Genomic DNA, 15,078 nt, shown 5'->3' on the forward strand with positions numbered 1-15,078 from the left:
GTTGCTGACGATTCCGAAGGGCAAGAGCGTCGGCAAGATCCTCGCTTCGAGCGGTTCTTGGCACAAGGTGACGTATGCCGGAAAGACCGGCTGGGTGCACAAGGACTATCTGGCGGCGCTCTGATGCCGAGACCGCGTCGCCGCTGAGGCGGGGCTCCGGAACATTGGACGTGTGATCGACCTCGGCTCAGGAAGATCGACGCACGCGATCCGCGAGGGGCGCTTCACTGACGTTTCCCACGCGGTTCAGGCGCTCGTCGACGACTCGTTCAGTGGCTGATCGGCACCACCATTGCTGCATTTCTAGGTGCATTTATACCGTACCTTTACAGCGCATTTCGGCGTAGAGTTGATTTATGAGCACCGCGATCTCCTCCGACCAGCGACCTGGCCTGCGGGCTTACGAAGACTCGATCAGGCTTCCCTTCGCTGAGCTGATTGTGCAGCTTCGGGAATTGATCGGCGTTCGGCTGGTTGCGTACATCGGAGGCGTCAAGGCCGCACGTTCGGTCACGTCGTGGGCAGACGGTGCCGGTGAGCCTGGAGAGGTGGACCGCGAGCGGCTGCGCCACGCGTTCTATGCAGCAGCTCTCCTGCGCGAGCGGTACGACACCTCCACGGTCCAGTCCTGGTTCAAGGGGATGAACCCGGCTCTGAATGACCAGGCTCCGGCCCAGCTGCTGCGTGAGGGCGATCCTCTCAAGGATGCCCGCGAAGTCATCGCCGCGGCGAAGTCGTTCGCGTACATCGGATGACGTTGGACGAACTCGAGATCGAGGTCGCAGACGGTCTCGGCGACGTCTGGCATGTGGGTCATGAGCCCGGCGCGTGGTCGTGGGTACCGTGGCAGTACGCCGACGACAATGGTCTCTTCGGAGGTCGCTGGGATGATCAACTCGGCCACTTCCGGACCCTCTATACGGCCGACAGCCTCTTGGGTTGTTTCCTCGAGCTGCTTGCCCGTTTCCGCCCCAGCACCGTCGTACTGGCGGCGCTCGACGAGATCGAAGACGACGGGACGATCGAGCAGTTCCCGAATGCGCCGGCGGGCGTCGTCGGATACTCCTGGTTGAACGGGCGCCTGTACGGCTCCGCGAGACAGACGGGCCGCTACTGCTTCATCACGCACTCGCGCAGTCTCTCCGCCCTCATCACGTCCTACCCGCTCGGTCGCCACGGCCTTTCGCCCAGCGACATGGACGCCGCGTTGCTGAAAGATGCCCGCGACCGCGAGCTGACTCGTTCGATCGCCAGGTGGCTCTACGACCTTCACGTCAATGACGGCCCTGCAGTCCACGGGGTGAGGTTCCAGTCGCGTCATGGAGACGACATCCGCGTGTGGGCCATCTTCGAGCGTGCCGATGATGGTCCTCAGAGCGGGAAGATCAGCCCAGCCGATACTGCTCGCCGTGTTGTCCCGGGACTTCCCGAGCTGCTCGACGCATTCGCCCGGTTTGGTCTCCGGTGGACAGAGGACTGACCGCGCTCACCGCTCCTGAGTGAAAATCGCTGAGCTGACGCCCTCCAGCAGCACGCCCGCATCGACGCCTAGCGCCTCGGCGATCCGAACGAGCGAGTGCACGTTCATCATCGCTCGGCCGGCCTCGTAGCCGCGGATGTTCGACGAGTCGATCTTGCTGGCGACGGCGAGCTCGTCGACACGCATCGAGCACTTCTTGCGCTCTGCGCTGATGAGAGAGCCGATGTGCGCTGCCGCTGCCGAAGACGTCCGTGCCTGACGCCAGGGGACTCGTACCTAGAGATGAGCCGTTCGGCCACTGCAGTAATGACTGGTATAGCAACCGTTATCTGCTTCTGTGGTGGATATGCTGACCGCAAAGGCGGGAGTCTACGGATATTGCGGAAAGCTCAGCGACTCGCGACCCAGATCTTCGCCATGCGTGCGGGCATCACTCGCGGCACTCTTTGAAACATCGAGAACGGCGAAGGCAGCGTCCGCTTCGAGAACGTCATCTCTGTCCTTGAACTGCTCGGGCATCGACCATGGGGTGCTGGATGCCGTGGAACCCACGAACTCCGTGCGCGGACGAGCCCTTCTTGAGTACGGGATCCCCCAGAGAGTGCGCACACCGCGCGTCTGACATCCTGCACCGCTCGTCCCCGCGAGCTCTGACAGCCGGATGCACCCGCTCCGATAGATCTCTATCCGGAGGGCGCGCGGACCATCGCAAGAACGCTTGCGGACGCCGTCATCGTCACTGCGAATTACATACGGTATCGTCAAGTAAATAGAAATAAATACGAAACGAGAGGTGATCGCCGAGATGAACGGCATCGCCGCGCATGCCGGCAGCCCTTTCACCCCCGGCTACGGGCGCGCTCCTCTCGTCTTCGGTGGCCACGAGGACGAGCTTGACGAACTCACCCGAGTCTTCCAGACGCTCGACTTCGGCGAGAACCACTCGGTGCTGATCTCCGGCCTTCGCGGAGCCGGCAAGACCTCCATGCTCATGATGCTGCAGGACGCCGCTCGCCGAGAAGGCTGGCTGGTCATCAGCGATGACGCCAGCGCGGGGCTCATGGATCGGGTTATGGAGACCACGATCCCCGCGATGCTAGACACGCTGGAGCCTGCAACGCGCACCCGGTTGAGCAGTCTGGGCATCTGGCAGATCAACGCCCAGCTGGAGTACGTCGACCGACACCGCCAGACGAAGCCGCTGCTTCGCCGAGATCTGATCGCTCTGTCCGAGCACATCGGCCCTGACGCGGGGATCCTGATCACCATCGACGAGGTGTCCTCGGGCAAGATCCGCCTGCGGGAACTGTCGCGATTCGCGCTCGAGGTCTCGCATGCGCTGCAAGCTGGTGCGAACGTGATGATCGTCTTCGCCGGTATCAAGATCGACCTGGACGCGCTGCTCGAGCAGGAGCACACCACGTTCCTCCGTCGGTCACGGCAGCTGGACTTCCGCCGGCTGACCCCCGGAGAGACTCGGCATGTGCTGGATGAATCCATCCGCATCGGCGGCCGCCGGATCGAGCATGACGCACTCAACCAGCTGATCTCGGTCTCCCAGGGCTATCCGTATCTGATCCAGCTCGCCGGCGACTACGCCTGGCGCAACAACCCTCGGTCTGCGGTCATTGATCAGGCTGCGGCCGACGTCGCGCACGAGAAGGCGATCACCGCCGTACAGCGCCGAGTGATCAGCCGGGTCTACCAAGACCTCTCTGAGAAGGACCGCGAGTTCGTGCAGGCGATGGCTCAGGACTCCGGGCGCAGCAAGATCTCGGACATCGTCAAGCGCATGGATGTCTCGGCGCAGTACGTCCAGGTCTACAAGAAGCGGCTCATCGACACCGGCTACGTCAGAAGCGACGGTCACGGCTACGTGGCGTTCTCCTTGCCGTACCTCGGCGAGTACATCCGGTCAATGAACGACGAGCCGGCCGCAGTCGACGACGGATGGGACGCATTCCCACCCCCGCCCAGCGTGTGAGCCTCGCCAGGGCAAAGCAAAACCCCCGCCATGTAGAAGCTAGGCGAGGGTTTCTGGGATCACTGTAATGATGATCCGTGTGGCTCCGACCGGCATCGATCCGGTGACCTTTCGATTTTCAGTCGAACGCTCTACCAACTGAGCTACAGAGCCGCGTGGCACATCTGACATCTGCCGCGCCCTAGACGAAGAGCCTCCTCGAAAGAAGGCTCATCGCTCGGAGCGACCCTGACGGGACTTGAACCCGCGACCTCCGCCGTGACAGGGCGGCACGCTAACCAACTGCGCTACAGGGCCATAACTTTTCAATTGTATCGGAAGAGTGACCCCAACGGGATTCGAACCCGTGCTACCGCCGTGAAAGGGCGGCGTCCTAGGCCGCTAAACGATGGGGCCGAAGAGATTCCTTGGGGGTTTCCCTTGCCGACGCTCAAGCATAAGGGACGCATCGCGCAAACACGAAATCGAGGGCGCGCCCACTTCCCTCCCGGGCGTTTCGGGTGGACGATGGAGATGTCTCGCGAACCTGGGGGAGTGACGACCATGCCCTTCCGCACCGCAGACCTGGTGCAGCTGTGACAGATGTTGTTACTGTTACAGCTGTGAAACCGGCGGAAGGAGCCGAGTGAACGAGGAAGGTCTTGCGGCTGCCCGAGCCGCGGAAGACTGCGGCTGCGCCCCGACTGCCGCTGAGCGACTGACGATGTGGTCGCGTTCGCAGGTCACCCGTCGCAGCGCCATCACGGCCGGAGCCCTCGGCGTCGTGGCGCTCAGCGCCTTCGGCGTCACCGGCACGGTGTCATCCGCCCACGCCGCGGACTACCCGAGCTGGGACGACGTGCAGCGCGCCAAAGCGAGCGAGGCGGCCAAGGCCTCCGAGATCACGCGCATCGAGGCGCTGATCCAGAGCCTGACCGAGCAGGCCGCCGCAGCAGAGGCACAGGCACGACAGGCGGGCGAGGAGTTCTACGTCGCCCAGCAGGCCTACCTCGACCAGGCGACCAAGGCGCAGGAGCTGCAGGCTCAGGCCGACGAGCAGGCGAAGGTCGCCGATGACAGCGCCCGCAAGGCCGGTCAGGTCGCGAATCAGCTCTACCGCAGCGGCGGCGACGAGGCTGCACTCGAGCTGTTCCTCTCCGAGTCCTCGAACGGCGCGGACGATCTGCTGGCCCGACTCGGCAGCATGGACAAGCTGGTCGAGTACAACCGGACAGTCGCCGAGCGCGCGGCATCCGCGCGCGACAACGCGCAGTCGCTCAGCAACCAGGCATCCGCCGCTCGAGACGAGCGCGACCGGCTGCAGAAGATCGCCGAAGACAAGATGATCAAGGCGCAGCAGGCAGCGGATGCCGCCCAGGCCGCGCTCGAGCAGAAGCAGTCCAACCTCCTCACCCTGCAGGCGCAGCTGGCCGCGTTGAAGGACGAGACCACCGCGACGGTCGCCGCCTACCAGGAGGGCGAGCGCAAGCGCCGCGAGGAGGAGGAGCGTCGTCGCCGCGAGGAGGAGGAGCGCAGGCGCCGCGAGGCGGCTGCCGCAGCCGCGCAAGCAGCGCAGAACTCCGGCGGTGGCGGCGGCGGGAACTCCGGCGGCGGTGGCGGAGGGAACTCCGGCGGTGGCGGCGGAGGGAACTCCGGCGGAGGCGGGGGAGGCGGCGGCAGCGGCTGGCGCCGTCCGCACGGCGGCGGCATCAGCTCGCACTACGGTCCGCGCCCACCCCGCTTCGAGAACGGCGTCTGGCGCTCGACCTATCACCGCGGCACCGACTTCGCCAACGGCTGCGGTGCGCCGATCTACGCCGCCGCTTCCGGCCGTGTGGACGCGGCCTTCTACAACGGCGGCTACGGCAACTACATCCGCATCCAGCACGGCGGTGGCATCGCCACGGGTTACGCGCACATCGCCCGCTTCGCGGTCTCCGGCGGCCAGCGCGTCAGTGCCGGCCAGGTGATCGCGTACGCCGGCAACACCGGCGCATCCCAGGGATGCCACCTGCACTTCGAGGTGTACACCGGCGGCGGCACGACCAACCCGTACAACTTCCTGGCTGCTCGCGGCGCGATCTGACGACCCGCCCGAGACAGAAGAACCCCCGGTACTGCCACCGGGGGTTCTTCTGCGTCCGGGCGGACGCCGGGCGGTAGCCGGGCCCAAGCCCGGATGGCGTGGGTCAGTGATCCTCGCCGGCGAAGCGCTCGATGGCCTCGTCGAGGATGCGCTGCGCCTCGGCGGCGTCGCCCCACGCGTCGACCTTGACCCACTTGTTGGGCTCGAGATCCTTGTAGTGCTCGAAGAAGTGCGCGATCTCCTTCTTGGTGTACTCGGGCAGGTCGTCGATGTCCTGGATGTGGGCCCAGCGCGGGTCCTTCGACAGCACGGCGACGAGCTTGTCGTCTCCGCCGGCCTCATCGCTCATCTTCAGCACTGCGACGGGACGCACGTTGACGACGACACCGGGGAAGATCGCGTGGTCGAGCAGCACGAGCACGTCGAGCGGATCGCCGTCCTCGCCGAGCGTGTTGTCGAAGTAGCCGTAGTCGGCCGGATAGCCGAAGGTGGTGTACAGCACGCGGTCGAGGTGGACCCGGCCGGTCTCGTGGTCGACCTCGTACTTCACGCGGCTGCCGCGCGGGATCTCGATGACGGCGTCGTGTGCGCCCATGTGCTGTTCTCCTCGGGGATGTCGGTCGGATGCCGCAAGACAGCCTACTTGGCGACGCCGAGCAGCACATCGCGCATGGCCGCGGTGCGCGCGCGCAGCGCGGCAGCCACGGCGGCGACCGCCGGCTGACGCAGCGCGTCCTGCCGCACCACCAGCCAGTACGGCAGGCGCTCGGCGAAGACCTCCGGCAGCACGCGCACGAGGTCGGGATGCCGGTCGGCGAGGAAGCAGGGCAGGAATCCGATGCCGGCGCCGGCCCGGGTCGCCTCGACGTGCACGAACACGTTGGTCGAGCTGAGCGAGTCGCGCATGCCGGGCACGAGTCGCCGCGGGGCGTCGAGGTCGTCCACCTGCAGCATCGAGTCGACGAAGTACACCAGCGGGTGCTCGCGCACCTCGGCGATGTCGCCCGGCATGCCGAACTCCGCGATGTACCCGCGCGCGGCGTACATGCCCAGCATGTAGTGACCGAGCCGCAGCGCCTCCGCGCGGTGCACCTGCGGCTCGCCGACGACCACCTCCAGGTCGAGTCCCGAGCGGTGCTGCAGGGCGCGGCGCGTGACGTTGACGATCTCGACGCTGAGCTGCGGATGCTGTCGGCGCAGCTCGGCCACCGCGGGGGCGATGATGAACGCGCTGAACCCGTCTGTGGCGGAGATGCGCACCACCCCTGCGACCTGGTCGGTGGGGGAGCGGTCGCCGTGGATGCCGGCCAGCGCGCCCTCCACGTCCTCGGCGACCTGCGCCGCCCGTCGGCCGAGGTCGGTCAGCTCCCAGCCGCCCGCGCCCCGAGCGAGCGCGCGCCCGCCGAGGGCGCGCTCGAGCGCGGCGATCCGCCGCGACACCGTGGTGTGGTTGAGCCCCAGGCTCTCACCGGCGACCGTGTACCGACCCGACCGCGCGACCGCCAGCAGGATCAGCAGGTCGTGCGGGTTCGGCTGTGCGGCGACGGGCGATGCGATGTGGGGTGGTGTGCGGGCATCCATATCTGCAATTGTGCACACCCCCTCTGCCGCTCTGGTCATTGATGCACACCGTCTGCGATGGGCATACTGACTGCGATCACGCCGCTGGACGGCATCCGGGGGTCGACGACGACCTCCCGCAACGCGCAACGAAGGAGTGCAGCATGCATGCGAACGACCCCGCCCGTGCGGCGGAGGCGACCGGTCTGAAGAAGATCGTCGCCGCATCGATGGTCGGCACCGTGGTGGAGTGGTACGAGTTCTTCCTCTACGCCACGGCCGCGTCCCTGATCTTCGGCACCTTCTTCTTTCCCGAAGCCGGTACCGAGCTCGATGGCATCATCGCCGCCTTCCTCACCTATGCGGTCGGCTTCCTCGCCCGCCCGCTCGGCGGCATCGTGTTCGGTCAGATCGGCGATCGCCTGGGCCGCAAGCACACGCTGCAGATCACGATCATCCTGGTCGGCGTCGCAACGTTCCTGATGGGCTGCCTGCCCGGCTTCGCGGCCATCGGCTACTGGGCGCCGGCACTGCTGGTGATCCTGCGCTTCGTGCAGGGCTTCGCCGTGGGCGGCGAGTGGGGAGGGGCGGTGCTGCTGGTCGCCGAGCACAGCCCCGACCGCTCCCGAGGGTTCTGGTCGAGCTGGCCGCAGGCGGCGGTGCCCGTCGGCAACCTGCTCGCGACGCTGATCCTGCTGGGGATGTCGTGGGCGCTGCCGGTCGAGCAGTTCCAGGGCTGGGGCTGGCGCGTGGCGTTCTGGGCCTCGGCGATCGTCGTGGTCATCGGCTACTACATCCGCACGCACGTGAGCGAGGCGCCGATCTTCCTCGAAGCGCGCGCGCAGGTCGAGGCAGACAAGGCCGCCGGCTATGGCGTACTCGAGGTCGTGAAGAAGTACCCGCGCGGGATCTTCGGCGCGATGGGCCTGCGCTTCGCCGAGAACATCATCTACTACATCATCGTGTCCTTCACGATCGTCTACCTGAAGAGCGTGCACGACTACGACACCAGCCAGCTGCTGCTCGCCCTGCTCGTCGCACACGTGGTGCACTTCCTGGTGATCCCACAGGTCGGACGCCTCTCGGACGCGCTCGGGCGCAAGCCGGTGTACCTGGCCGGTGCCGTGCTCGGCGCGACCTGGGCCTTCTTCGCCTTCCCGATGTTCGACACGCTCAACCCGTTCGTCATCATCGCCGCCGTGACCATCGGCCTGATCTTCCACGCACTGATGTACGCCGGCCAGCCCGCCATCATGGCCGAGATGTTCCCGACCCGGATGCGCTACTCGGGCGTCTCGCTGGGCTACCAGGTGACCTCGATCATCGCCGGCTCGCTGGCCCCGATCATCGCGACCGCTCTGCTGCAGGAGTTCCGCTCGTGGCTGCCGGTCGCGGTGTACGTGGCGATCGCGTGCGCGATCACCGCCGTCGCGGTGCTCACCCTGCGCGAGACGCGCGGCATCTCGCTCACCGAGGTCGACGAAGCCGATGCACGCCGCCACGGCCTGCCGGTGACGGTGAGCCGATGAGCGGGGGAAGTCTGTCCGCGCGGCGTGCGCTGGTCACCGGCGGTGCCAGCGGCATCGGCGCGGCGATCGCCACCGCGCTCGCCGCCCGCGGTGCGCACGTGACCGTCGTCGACCGCGACGCCGAGGCGGCCGAGCAGGTGGCCACCACGGTGAGCGGCTCCGCGATCGCCGTCGACCTGCTCGCACCGGACGCCCTTTCGCATCCGGACCTCGTGCACGCGCTCGAGCGCACCGACATCCTCGTCAACAACGCGGGCGTGCAGCACATCAGCCCGATCGAGGACTTCGATCCCGCCCAGTTCCGGCGCATGCTCACCCTGATGCTCGAGGTGCCGTTCCTGCTGATCCGCGCCGCGCTGCCGGGCATGTACCGGCGCGAGTACGGCCGGGTGGTGAACGTCTCGTCGGTGCATGGGCTGCGCGCATCGCCGTTCAAGTCCGCGTACGTGGCGGCGAAGCACGGCCTGGAGGGGCTCTCGAAAGCCACCGCTCTGGAGGGCGGCGCGCACGGGGTCACCAGCAACTGCGTCAACCCCGGGTACGTGCGCACCCCCCTGGTCGAGCACCAGGTGGCCGAGCAGGCGCGCGTGCACGGCATCGCCGAGCACGAGGTGCTCGCCGAGGTCATGCTCACCGAGAGCGCGATCAAGCGCCTGGTCGAGCCGGACGAGGTCGCATCGCTGGTGGCCTGGCTCGCCTCGGACGAGGCGGCCATGGTGACCGGGGCGAGCTACACGATGGACGGCGGGTGGTCGGCGCGCTGAAGTAGCGTGAAGGACGTGCCCTCGCTCGCTCCCGCCGTCGCCGAAGTCCGCCGCGCCGTCCGCCTCGCCCTGGCCCCGCTGATCGCAGAGCCCGTCGTCGTGGGGCTCTCCGGCGGCGCGGACTCTCTCGCGCTCACCGCCGCCTCCGCGTTCGAGGCGGCGAAGCTCGGCATCCGCGTCGTCGCGGTCATCGTCGATCACGGACTGCAGGACGGATCGGATGCCGTCGCGGCGCGCGCCGCGCAGCAGGCGGCCGCACTCGGTGTCGAGGGCATCGTGCGCCGGGTGCACGTCGATGCCCGGCATCCGGACGGGCCGGAGGCCGCCGCCCGCGACGCCCGGCGCGGCGCGCTGGCGGCGGTCGCGCGCGAGCAGGGCGCGAACGCCGTGCTGCTCGGGCAGACCCTCGACGACCAGGCGGAGACGGTGCTGCTGGGCCTCGCCCGCGGCTCCGGCGCCGCCAGCCTGCAGGGCATGGCCGCGGTGTCAGCGGATGCGAGCGGTCTGCAGTGGGTGCGGCCGCTGCTCGGGGTGCGGCGGGAGACCACGCGTGCGTTCTGCGCGGCGTCCGACCTGCCCGTCTGGGACGACCCGCACAATCTCGACGACCGCTACGCGCGGGTGCGTGCGCGCAGGCGCGTGCTGCCCGTGCTCGAGGCCGAGCTGGGGCCCGGCATCGCCGAAGCGCTGGCGCGCACGGCGGAGCAGCTGCGCGAGGACGCGGAGGCGTTCGACGAGATGATCCACGAGACGATCGAGGACATCGTCGAGCACGCCGAGGCGGGGATCTCGGTCAGCGCCGCCGCCCTGGCGGCGAACCCGGCGGCGCTGCGCAATCGCGTGATCCGCCTCGTCGTCGACAGCGAGTTCGGGGTGGGCCTCACGCGCACGCAGACCCTCGAGGTGGCGCGGCTGGCAACGGACTGGTCGGGGCAGGGACCCATCGACCTGCCCGGATGCACGGCGACCCGCGCGGGAGGGCGGATCGTGTTCGCTGCCCGGCAGCGCTGACGGCAGCGCTAGCGGCGGCCGCCGAAAAGTCCGCCCAGGACGTCGCCGAGGCCGCCCAGACCACCGCTCGAGGATCCACCGGAACCGCCCAGCAGCCCGCCGAGGATGTCGCTCAGACCCCCTCCGCCACCCTTCTTGGTGCGGTTGGCGAGGATGCCCATGATGATGGGCGCGAGGATGGGCAGCAGCTTGCCGAAGTCGATGCCGCCCGCGGTCTTCTCGGAGGTGTTGAGCTTCTCGGTCACCTCGCCCTTGCGGTCGCCCAGGACGTGCTTCACGATCTTCTCGCCGTCGGCTTCGTCGACGTCGTCGACCTTCTGCGCACCGGCGGACCCGCCGTGCCGCTGCAGCGCCTTCTCGATGGCAGCCGAACCGCCCGCGGTCTCGGCGTTCTTCGACAGGCCGCCGAGCAGCGTGGCGCCGCCCTCGCGCACCGCCTGCCGCGCCACCTCGTGGCTCACGCCGAAGCGCTGGGCGATGTCGTCGATCGGCACCTGGGTGAGGATCTCGTCGAGGTTCATGTGTTCCTTCCCCGCGGGCGCGCACCCGCTCCCCGCTCACAGTAGTGCGGATGCCCTCGGCGATCGACCTAAAATCGATGCATGCGCGCTGCTGACATCGAGCAAGACCTCACCGACATCCTCGTCACCGAGGAGGAGATCCACGCGAAGCTCGAAGAGCTCGCCGCTCGCGTGGCGACCGACTACGCCGGCAAGGATCTGCTGCTGGTGGGGGTGCTCAAGGGCGCGGTGATGGTGATGGCCGACTTCGCGCGCCGCCTGCCCATGGACGCGCCGATGGACTGGATGGCCGTGTCGAGCTACGGCGCGAGCACCAAGTCGAGCGGAGTGGTGCAGATCCGCAAGGACCTCGACACCGACCTCCACGGACGCCACGTCCTGATCGTCGAGGACATCATCGACTCCGGCCTCACGCTGAGCTGGCTGCTGGAGAACTTCGCCTCGCGCGGAGCGGCCTCGATCGAGGTGCTGGCGATGCTGCGCAAGCCCGACGCAGCCAAGGTGCACATCGACTGCAAGTACGTCGGCTTCGACATCCCCACCGAGTTCGTCGTCGGATACGGACTCGACTACGCCGAGAGCTACCGCAACCTGCGCGACGTGGCGGTGCTCGCCCCGCACGTGTACAGCTGAGGGCCCGTCGCGAGGGGCGGTCCCTGAGCCTGCCGAAGGGTACGCCATGGGTGAACGCACAGCGGCCGCCTAACGCCCGGGCGGTACGCTGAACGCATCATGGATGTCAAGAAGGTCTCCCGCAACCCGCTGATCTATGTGGCGCTGATCGGCGTGCTGCTCTTCGCCGGTTTCCTGCTGATCTCGAACCTGTCGGCACCCAAGCAGATCACGGTGCAGCAGGGCCTCGAGCTGCTCGACGGCGACACCGTGACCAAGGCCGTCAACACCGACGGCGACCAGCGGGTCGACCTCGCGCTCTCGAAGGAGTTCGAGGGTGCGAAGAACGTGCAGTTCTACTACGTCCAGGCCCGCGCCGACCAGGTCGTCGACGCCATCGACTCCGCCAAGATCAAGGCGAAGGACACGACCGACGTCGTGCCGCGCGCCACCTGGTTCGACGGCTTCCTCTCGCTGCTGCTGCCGCTGGTGCTGCTGGGACTGCTGTTCTGGTGGCTGCTGTCGTCGATGCAGGGCGGCGGCAGCAAGGTCATGCAGTTCGGCAAATCGAAGGCGAAGCTGGTCAGCAAGGAGACGCCGACCGTCACCTTCGCCGACGTCGCCGGCGCCGAGGAGGCGATCGAGGAACTGCACGAGATCAAGGAGTTCCTGCAGGATCCGGCCAAGTTCCAGGCGATCGGAGCCCGCATCCCGAAGGGCGTGCTGCTGTACGGCCCTCCCGGAACGGGAAAGACCCTGCTCGCCCGCGCGGTGGCCGGTGAGGCCGGAGCGCCCTTCTACTCGATCTCCGGGTCCGACTTCGTCGAGATGTTCGTGGGCGTGGGTGCCTCCCGCGTGCGCGACCTGTTCAACCAGGCCAAGGAAAACGCTCCCGCCATCATCTTCATCGATGAGATCGACGCCGTCGGCCGTCACCGGGGTGCCGGCATGGGCGGCGGCAACGACGAGCGCGAGCAGACGCTGAACCAGATGCTCGTCGAGATGGACGGTTTCGATCCGAACGCGAACGTCATCGTCATCGCAGCCACGAACCGCCCCGACATCCTCGACCCCGCTCTGCTGCGCCCCGGTCGCTTCGACCGGCAGATCGGCGTCGACGCGCCCGACATGAAGGGCCGCCAGCAGATCCTCGAGGTGCACGCGAAAGGCAAGCCGCTCGCGCAGTCCGTCGACCTCGAGGTCGTCGCGCGCAAGACGCCCGGCTTCACCGGGGCTGACCTCGCCAACGTCCTCAACGAGGCTGCTCTGCTGACCGCGCGCTCGAACGCGCAGCTGATCGACAACCGCGCCCTCGACGAGGCGATCGACCGCGTCATCGCCGGCCCGCAACGTCGCACCCGCGTCATGAAGGACAAGGAGAAGCTCATCACCGCCTACCACGAAGGCGGGCACGCCCTCGCAGCGGCGGCGATGAACTACACCGACCCCGTCACGAAGATCACGATCCTGCCGCGCGGCAAGGCGCTCGGGTACACGATGGTCATGCCACTCGACGACAAGTACTCCGTCACCCGCAATGAGCTGCAGGATCAGCTGACCTACGCCATGGGCGGTCGCGTCGCCGAAGAGCTGGTCTTCCACGACCCCACCACCGGCGCATCGAACGACATCGAGAAGGCCACCAGCATCGCTCGCAAGATGGTCATCGAGTACGGCATGACCACGCAGCTCGGCCCGGTCAAGCTCGGCTCCGAGGGCGGCGAGCCCTTCGCCGGCCGTGACATGGGTCGCGGACGCGAGTATTCCGAGAAGATCGCCGAGCGCGTCGACGCCGAGGTGCGCGCGCTGATCGAGCAGGCGCACAATGAGGCGTACAAGGTGATCAGCGAGAATCGCGACATCCTCGACCGCCTCGCGCTGGCGCTGCTCGAGGAGGAGACCCTCGACCACCACCGCATCGCGGAGATCTTCACCGACGTGCGCAAGCTGCCCGAGCGCCCGCAGTGGCTCTCCAGCGAGGAGCGTCCGGTGTCGAGCCTGCCCCCGATCGCGGTGCCGCGGCGCATCGAGGATGCCGCCGCCGCCACCACCGCCGCCAACACGGGGATCGTCCGCTCATCCGCGGCGCCCGCCACCGGCGGACAGGCCCGACCGGCGACGGCGTGACGTGAGCGTCGACAGGGCGCGTGTCGAGCGGCTCACCCGCGAGCTGCTCGAGGCGATCGGCGAGGATCCCGATCGACCGGGTCTCACGCAGACCCCCGCTCGGATGGCGCAGCTGTACACCGAGTTCTTCGCCGGTGTCGGCGAGGATCCCGCCGGCCATCTCGCCCGCACCATCAGTGTGTCGCGCGGCCCGGCCCCGGACACCCTGCCCTCGGGCGCGGTGCTGCTGCGTGACATCCGCTTCCGCTCGGTGTGCGAGCACCACCTGCTGCCCTTCGCGGGCGTCGCGCACATCGCCTACCTGCCCGGCGAACAGGTCGTCGGCCTCGGCGCGCTGGTGAAGGTGGTCGAGACGCTCGCCGCCCGCCCGCAGGTGCAGGAGCGGCTGGGCGAGCAGATTGCGGATGCCATCGCCGAGAACCTCGACACGCGCGGCGTCCTGGTCGTGCTCGACGCCGCGCACGGCTGCGTGACCATGCGCGGCGGGACCCAGCCGGTCTCGACCACGCTCACGATCGCCGCCCGGGCCGAGCTCGCCGAACCCGCGGCGCGCGCGGAGCTGATCGCGCTGATCGGTCACCCTTCGACAGGCTCAGGGACCCATTCGACAGGCGTAGGAGCCCAGGGCTGATGGCGGGCATCTGGGGCATCCTCAACATCACGCCCGACTCCTTCAGCGACGGCGGACGCTACCTCGCGCTCGACGACGCGGTGGCGCGCGCGCGGCTGATGCGCGCGCAGGGCGCGAGCGTCATCGACGTCGGCGGTGAGTCCACCCGCCCCGGCGCGCAGCGGATCGGCAGCGCCGAGGAGCAGCGCCGGATCCTGCCGGTGATCGAAGCGCTCACCGCCGACGGCATCCCGACCTCCATCGACACGCTGAACGCCGACACCGCCGCCGCCGCGGTGCGCGCCGGCTCGCGCATCGTCAACGACGTTTCGGGCGGCCTCGCCGACGAGCGGATGATGGCAGTCGTCGCCGACCTCGACGCCGACATCGCGATCGGCCACTGGCGCGGCCCCTCGGACGAGATGTACGCCCGCGCGCAGTACGTCCGGATCGCGCGCGAGGTGGCCGCCGAGCTGCGCGCTCGGGTGACCGCCGCCGCCGAGTCCGGCATCGCCCCCTCCCGCGTGATCCTCGACCCGGGGATCGGCTTCGCGAAGTCCGGACCGCAGAACTGGGAGATGCTGCGCGGGCTCGACGAGGTCGTCGGCCTCGGGCACCGGGTGCTGATCGGCACCTCGCGCAAGCGCTTCCTCGCCGACACGCTCGGCGGCGAGGTCGACCAGCATCGCCGCGATCTCGCCACCGCCGTCACCAGCGCACTCGCCGCTCGCGCGGGTGCCTGGGCGGTGCGCGTGCATGACGTCGCCGCGACGCGCGATGCGCTGGCGGTCTGCGCGGCGTGGGAGGGCGAGTGA

The 15,078-nt window shown here is 68.3% G+C and carries 17 protein-coding genes and 3 tRNA genes; 12 read left to right on the forward strand and 8 right to left on the reverse strand.

Features of this window, described 5'->3' with window-relative positions; genetic code table 11:
• Window position 1: 1 nt before the first annotated feature.
• The 3 genes from WFG93_RS13995 (at window position 2) to WFG93_RS11790 (ending at window position 1,480) form a co-directional block, all read left to right on the forward strand.
• Window positions 2–124 carry an SH3 domain-containing protein gene (locus WFG93_RS13995; RefSeq protein WP_442928261.1) on the forward strand — a complete coding sequence of 41 codons (123 nt, stop codon included), beginning with the start codon at window positions 2–4 and terminating at the stop codon, window positions 122–124.
• Between the two features lie 232 nt (window positions 125–356).
• Entirely contained in the window at window positions 357–755 is a 399-nt protein-coding gene (locus WFG93_RS11785; protein WP_336646533.1) for a hypothetical protein, read from the forward strand.
• Complete coding sequence (locus WFG93_RS11790) at window positions 752–1,480, forward strand: RES domain-containing protein (protein ID WP_336646534.1); 729 nt, start codon at window positions 752–754, stop codon at window positions 1,478–1,480. The genes WFG93_RS11785 and WFG93_RS11790 overlap by 4 nt, the downstream gene beginning before the upstream one ends.
• A gap of 6 nt (window positions 1,481–1,486) precedes the next feature.
• Here the strand turns inward: WFG93_RS11790 and WFG93_RS11795 are convergent, their stop codons facing one another.
• Window positions 1,487–1,705: a helix-turn-helix domain-containing protein gene (locus tag WFG93_RS11795; protein WP_336646722.1), complete on the reverse strand. Its 219-nt coding sequence runs from the start codon at window positions 1,703–1,705 to the stop codon at window positions 1,487–1,489.
• Between the two features lie 144 nt (window positions 1,706–1,849).
• Window positions 1,850–1,999, reverse strand: a complete 150-nt coding sequence (locus WFG93_RS11800) for a hypothetical protein (protein ID WP_336646535.1) — start codon at window positions 1,997–1,999, stop codon at window positions 1,850–1,852.
• Between the two features lie 274 nt (window positions 2,000–2,273).
• Between WFG93_RS11800 and WFG93_RS11805 the strand changes: the two genes are divergently transcribed.
• Window positions 2,274–3,464 (forward strand): ATP-binding protein, encoded by a 1,191-nt coding sequence (locus tag WFG93_RS11805; protein ID WP_336646536.1) that lies wholly within the window; start codon window positions 2,274–2,276, stop codon window positions 3,462–3,464.
• An 80-nt stretch (window positions 3,465–3,544) separates the two neighbouring features.
• Here WFG93_RS11805 and WFG93_RS11810 read toward each other — a convergent pair.
• The 3 genes from WFG93_RS11810 to WFG93_RS11820 all read right to left on the reverse strand — a co-directional run bounded on the left by WFG93_RS11810 (window position 3,545) and on the right by WFG93_RS11820 (window position 3,860).
• Window positions 3,545–3,617: transfer RNA gene (locus WFG93_RS11810), tRNA-Phe, on the reverse strand.
• A 70-nt stretch (window positions 3,618–3,687) separates the two neighbouring features.
• Window positions 3,688–3,761: transfer RNA gene (locus WFG93_RS11815), tRNA-Asp, on the reverse strand.
• A gap of 26 nt (window positions 3,762–3,787) precedes the next feature.
• Window positions 3,788–3,860: transfer RNA gene (locus WFG93_RS11820), tRNA-Glu, on the reverse strand.
• Between the two features lie 307 nt (window positions 3,861–4,167).
• On the opposite strand from WFG93_RS11820, the gene WFG93_RS11825 reads away from it, so the two are divergent.
• Window positions 4,168–5,529 carry a M23 family metallopeptidase gene (locus WFG93_RS11825; protein WP_336646537.1) on the forward strand — a complete coding sequence of 454 codons (1,362 nt, stop codon included), beginning with the start codon at window positions 4,168–4,170 and terminating at the stop codon, window positions 5,527–5,529.
• Between the two features lie 103 nt (window positions 5,530–5,632).
• On the opposite strand, the gene ppa is transcribed toward WFG93_RS11825, so the two are convergent.
• Together ppa and WFG93_RS11835 are read right to left on the reverse strand one after the other, a co-directional pair.
• Window positions 5,633–6,124: an inorganic diphosphatase gene (ppa, locus tag WFG93_RS11830; RefSeq protein ID WP_336646538.1), complete on the reverse strand. Its 492-nt coding sequence runs from the start codon at window positions 6,122–6,124 to the stop codon at window positions 5,633–5,635.
• 44 nt (window positions 6,125–6,168) lie between these two features.
• Window positions 6,169–7,110, reverse strand: a complete 942-nt coding sequence (locus WFG93_RS11835; protein ID WP_336646539.1) for a LysR family transcriptional regulator — start codon at window positions 7,108–7,110, stop codon at window positions 6,169–6,171.
• A 143-nt stretch (window positions 7,111–7,253) separates the two neighbouring features.
• Between WFG93_RS11835 and WFG93_RS11840 the strand changes: the two genes are divergently transcribed.
• From WFG93_RS11840 to tilS, 3 genes are read left to right on the forward strand one after another with little or no spacing between them, the layout of a single operon-like run.
• Window positions 7,254–8,618, forward strand: a complete 1,365-nt coding sequence (locus WFG93_RS11840) for an MFS transporter (RefSeq protein WP_336646540.1) — start codon at window positions 7,254–7,256, stop codon at window positions 8,616–8,618.
• Window positions 8,615–9,382, forward strand: coding sequence for a 3-hydroxybutyrate dehydrogenase (locus tag WFG93_RS11845; protein WP_336646541.1), 768 nt, complete (start codon window positions 8,615–8,617; stop codon window positions 9,380–9,382). The genes WFG93_RS11840 and WFG93_RS11845 overlap by 4 nt, the downstream gene beginning before the upstream one ends.
• Window positions 9,383–9,397: 15 nt before the next feature.
• Window positions 9,398–10,393 carry a tRNA lysidine(34) synthetase TilS gene (tilS, locus tag WFG93_RS11850; RefSeq protein ID WP_336646542.1) on the forward strand — a complete coding sequence of 332 codons (996 nt, stop codon included), beginning with the start codon at window positions 9,398–9,400 and terminating at the stop codon, window positions 10,391–10,393.
• An 8-nt stretch (window positions 10,394–10,401) separates the two neighbouring features.
• On the opposite strand, the gene WFG93_RS11855 is transcribed toward tilS, so the two are convergent.
• Window positions 10,402–10,914, reverse strand: coding sequence for a DUF937 domain-containing protein (locus WFG93_RS11855; protein ID WP_336646543.1), 513 nt, complete (start codon window positions 10,912–10,914; stop codon window positions 10,402–10,404).
• 81 nt (window positions 10,915–10,995) lie between these two features.
• On the opposite strand from WFG93_RS11855, the gene hpt reads away from it, so the two are divergent.
• From hpt to folP, 4 genes are all read left to right on the forward strand, one after another.
• Window positions 10,996–11,547, forward strand: coding sequence for a hypoxanthine phosphoribosyltransferase (gene hpt / locus WFG93_RS11860; RefSeq protein ID WP_336646544.1), 552 nt, complete (start codon window positions 10,996–10,998; stop codon window positions 11,545–11,547).
• A gap of 99 nt (window positions 11,548–11,646) precedes the next feature.
• Window positions 11,647–13,653, forward strand: coding sequence for an ATP-dependent zinc metalloprotease FtsH (gene ftsH / locus WFG93_RS11865; RefSeq protein WP_336646545.1), 2,007 nt, complete (start codon window positions 11,647–11,649; stop codon window positions 13,651–13,653).
• Between the two features lies 1 nt (window position 13,654).
• The gene (gene folE, locus WFG93_RS11870) at window positions 13,655–14,284 is read left to right on the forward strand and encodes a GTP cyclohydrolase I (protein WP_336646546.1); all 630 of its coding nucleotides are present in this window, start codon (window positions 13,655–13,657) and stop codon (window positions 14,282–14,284) included.
• Complete coding sequence (gene folP / locus WFG93_RS11875; RefSeq protein WP_336646547.1) at window positions 14,284–15,078, forward strand: dihydropteroate synthase; 795 nt, start codon at window positions 14,284–14,286, stop codon at window positions 15,076–15,078. The genes folE and folP overlap by 1 nt, the downstream gene beginning before the upstream one ends.

Source organism: Microbacterium sp. USHLN186 (genome assembly GCF_037145155.1).
GTDB lineage: Bacteria > Actinomycetota > Actinomycetes > Actinomycetales > Microbacteriaceae > Microbacterium.

Coding starts and splice junctions, on each gene's coding strand:
- WFG93_RS11825 (WP_336646537.1), top strand. CDS start 4,168: ATGTGGTCGCGTTCGCAGGTCACCCGTCGCAGCGCCATCACGGCCGGA.
- WFG93_RS11855 (WP_336646543.1), bottom strand. CDS start 10,914: ATGAACCTCGACGAGATCCTCACCCAGGTGCCGATCGACGACATCGCC.
- WFG93_RS11800 (WP_336646535.1), bottom strand. CDS start 1,999: ATGCCCGAGCAGTTCAAGGACAGAGATGACGTTCTCGAAGCGGACGCT.
- WFG93_RS11845 (WP_336646541.1), top strand. CDS start 8,615: ATGAGCGGGGGAAGTCTGTCCGCGCGGCGTGCGCTGGTCACCGGCGGT.
- folP (WP_336646547.1), top strand. CDS start 14,284: ATGGCGGGCATCTGGGGCATCCTCAACATCACGCCCGACTCCTTCAGC.
- ppa (WP_336646538.1), bottom strand. CDS start 6,124: ATGGGCGCACACGACGCCGTCATCGAGATCCCGCGCGGCAGCCGCGTG.
- WFG93_RS11840 (WP_336646540.1), top strand. CDS start 7,254: ATGCATGCGAACGACCCCGCCCGTGCGGCGGAGGCGACCGGTCTGAAG.
- ftsH (WP_336646545.1), top strand. CDS start 11,647: ATGGATGTCAAGAAGGTCTCCCGCAACCCGCTGATCTATGTGGCGCTG.
- hpt (WP_336646544.1), top strand. CDS start 10,996: ATGCGCGCTGCTGACATCGAGCAAGACCTCACCGACATCCTCGTCACC.
- WFG93_RS11785 (WP_336646533.1), top strand. CDS start 357: ATGAGCACCGCGATCTCCTCCGACCAGCGACCTGGCCTGCGGGCTTAC.
- WFG93_RS11790 (WP_336646534.1), top strand. CDS start 752: ATGACGTTGGACGAACTCGAGATCGAGGTCGCAGACGGTCTCGGCGAC.
- WFG93_RS11835 (WP_336646539.1), bottom strand. CDS start 7,110: ATGGATGCCCGCACACCACCCCACATCGCATCGCCCGTCGCCGCACAG.